Origin of the sequence: Brevibacterium sp. (genome assembly GCF_052105255.1) — a bacterium.
Taxonomy (GTDB): Bacteria; Actinomycetota; Actinomycetes; order Actinomycetales; family Brevibacteriaceae; genus Brevibacterium; species Brevibacterium linens_B.
The window spans coordinates 1-2,637 of record NZ_JBQDYQ010000125.1 but is presented as its reverse complement, the minus strand read 5'-3'; the positions used below and the strand labels follow the sequence as shown (position 1 = coordinate 2,637).

At 64.3% G+C, this 2,637-nt stretch carries 3 protein-coding genes; all 3 read left to right on the top strand.

Features of this window, described 5'->3' with window-relative positions; all coding sequences use genetic code 11:
• The first annotated feature begins 21 nt into the window (after window positions 1-21).
• The 3 genes from lipB (at window position 22) to ACTIIH_RS16200 (ending at window position 2,524) form a co-directional block, all read left to right on the top strand.
• Window positions 22-660 (top strand): lipoyl(octanoyl) transferase LipB, encoded by a 639-nt coding sequence (lipB, locus tag ACTIIH_RS16210; RefSeq protein WP_441452849.1) that lies wholly within the window; start codon window positions 22-24, stop codon window positions 658-660.
• Window positions 661-670: 10 nt separating this feature from the next.
• On the top strand, window positions 671-1,723 hold the full coding sequence (gene lipA / locus ACTIIH_RS16205; RefSeq protein WP_441452848.1) for a lipoyl synthase: 1,053 nt from the start codon (window positions 671-673) through the stop codon (window positions 1,721-1,723).
• Window positions 1,724-1,786: 63 nt separating this feature from the next.
• Window positions 1,787-2,524, top strand: coding sequence for a DUF4191 domain-containing protein (locus tag ACTIIH_RS16200; protein ID WP_441452847.1), 738 nt, complete (start codon window positions 1,787-1,789; stop codon window positions 2,522-2,524).
• Window positions 2,525-2,637 lie beyond the last annotated feature (113 nt).

The following is a 2,637-nucleotide window of genomic DNA, read 5'->3' as shown; positions in this document are numbered from 1 at the left end:
CAAGAGTCATAGTGTGGAGCCATGCCCCTGGCCACAGAAACGCTCGGGTTCGCCCCTGTCCTCTCGGACTATCGGCAGACTTGGGAATTGCAGAAGAGATACCACGACGAAGTGCTCGCAGGTGACCGTCGATCGACGATCCTGCTCCTCGAGCATTCCCCGGTCTATACGGCCGGCAAGCGCACCGAGGACTTCGAACGACCGACCGACGGGACCGATGTCATCGACGTCGACCGCGGCGGGAAGATCACCTGGCACGGGCCCGGACAGCTGGTCGCCTACTTCATCTACAAACTCAACGACCCCAAAGAGGTCCGGCTCTTCGTGTCCCAACTCGAGGACGCGATGATCCGACTGCTCTCCGAATATGAGATCGAGGCGACCACCATCGAGGGCCGTGCCGGTGTCTGGCTGCGTGGCGACGAACTCCGTCGCGACCGCAAGATCGGCGCCATCGGCATCCGCATCCACGAAGGCGTGACGATGCACGGCTTGGCCCTGAACTGCAGCAACGACCTCGAAGCCTACGAGTCCATCATTCCGTGCGGAATCACAGACGCCGACACCACATCCATCAGTGGTGAGCTCGGTCGCACGGTCACTCCCGAAGATGTGGCATCGCGACTCGACGAAATCCTGCACGAGACCATCACCGCTTAGGAGAACTCAGATGACGATCGCACCAGAAGGCCGCCGCATGCTCCGCGTCGAAGCCCGCAACTCCGAGACTCCCATCGAGGACAAGCCTGCCTGGATCAAGGCGAAGGCCCATATCGGCCCCGAATACACCGCGCTGAAGTCGCTCGTGCGCGAGCAGGAGCTGCACACTGTCTGCGAAGAGGCAGGCTGCCCGAATATCTTCGAATGTTGGGAGGATCGCGAAGCGACCTTCCTCATCGGCGGCGAACAGTGCACCCGCCGCTGTGACTTCTGTCAGATCGATACCGGCCGACCGGCCGAATTCGACGCCGACGAGCCGCGCCGCGTGGCCGCCTCGGTGGCGGAGATGGGCCTGCGCTACTCGACGATCACCGGCGTGGCCCGTGACGACCTCGACGACGGCGGTGCCTGGCTTTACGCAGAGACCGTGCGCCAGATCCATGACCTCTCCTACGTCGACAGCCGCGGCACCGGCGTCGAACTGCTCATCCCCGATTTCAATGCCAAACCGGATCAGCTCGCCGAGGTGTTCTCCTCGCGTCCCGAGGTGCTCGCGCACAATGTCGAAACGGTGCCGCGCATCTTCAAGCGGATCCGCCCCGCGTTCCGCTACGAGCGTTCCCTGTCGGTGATCACGCAGGCCCGCGAAGCCGGTCTGGTGACGAAATCGAACCTCATCCTCGGGATGGGTGAGACGAACGACGAGATCATCTCCGCACTGCAGGACCTGCACGATGCCGGATGCGACCTCATCACGATCACGCAGTACCTGCGACCCTCCCCGCGCCACCACCCCGTCACCCGGTGGGTCAAGCCCGCCGACTTCGTGATGCTGCGCGATGCGGCCGAGGAGATCGGCTTCCTCGGTGTCATGTCGGGTCCGCTCGTGCGTTCGTCCTACCGTGCCGGTCGCCTGTGGGCCACCGCCATGCGTCGCCGCGGCGAGGAGATCCCGTCGCATCTGGCGCACTTGGACAAGCACACGCCCGCCAAACAGGAGGCTCAGGCGGTTGTGGATACCTTCGGCCCCGGCGAAGAGGTAGACTTGACTGCTGAGCAATGAGCGTCGGCCTCCCCCTGATTTCCGGAGGCGACGCCGCAACGCCCCTCAAGAGCAAGTGAGAGAATGAGCGAAGAACCGCGTAAGGGACTCTTCCGGCGCAAGCCAAAGGATCCGAACAAGAAGCCCGGCCGTCTGGCGCAGATGCGTCAGGTCTATGAGCTGTCCGCCAAACACAACAAAGCGACCCCGTGGCTGCTGGCTGCGGCGATCCTCGGATGCACGCTCATCGGCCTCATGATCGGTCTGCTCATCGGCGGCACCACCGCGATCTTCACGACGATCCTCGGCTTCATGGTCGGTCTGCTGTTGGGCATGTTCATGCTCGGCCGCTTCGCCGAGACCGCCGCATTCGCTCAGATGGACGGACAGCCCGGAGCCTTCGGCGCCGTTCTCAACACGGCCCGCCGCGGATACCTCATGGATGAGAAGCCCATCGCCGTCGATCCGAAGAGCCGCGACCTTGTGTTCCGGTCGACCGGTCGCGCCGGCGTCGTGCTGCTGAGCGAAGGTCCGAAGGGACGCAGCGCGAAGCTGCTGGCCAAGGAGAAGAAGCGCCACGAGCGCATCCTCCCCAATGTTCCGGTGCACACCTTCCAGGGCGGCAAGGAAGAGGGCCAGCTCGCGATGAAGCAGGTCGTCCCGGCCGTGCAGAAGCTGCCGCGCAAACTCAACCGCGCCGAGGTGCTGGCCGTGCGCAACCGTCTTGCTGCTCTCGGGACGCAGGGTTCGCGTCCGCCGATCCCGAAGGGAATCGACCCGAACAAGGCCCGCCCGAACCACAAGGCGATGCGCGGACGCTGATCCGCAGACACCCAGCAAAGACGAAGTAGCGGCGCCGACTCGATCCGAGTCGGCGCCGCTCTCATCCCACCACTCCTTGTTGCTACCTGACGGGGGCCCAGCAACCTCGCGCG

Coding starts and splice junctions, on each gene's coding strand:
- lipB (WP_441452849.1), top strand. CDS start 22: ATGCCCCTGGCCACAGAAACGCTCGGGTTCGCCCCTGTCCTCTCGGAC.
- lipA (WP_441452848.1), top strand. CDS start 671: ATGACGATCGCACCAGAAGGCCGCCGCATGCTCCGCGTCGAAGCCCGC.
- ACTIIH_RS16200 (WP_441452847.1), top strand. CDS start 1,787: ATGAGCGAAGAACCGCGTAAGGGACTCTTCCGGCGCAAGCCAAAGGAT.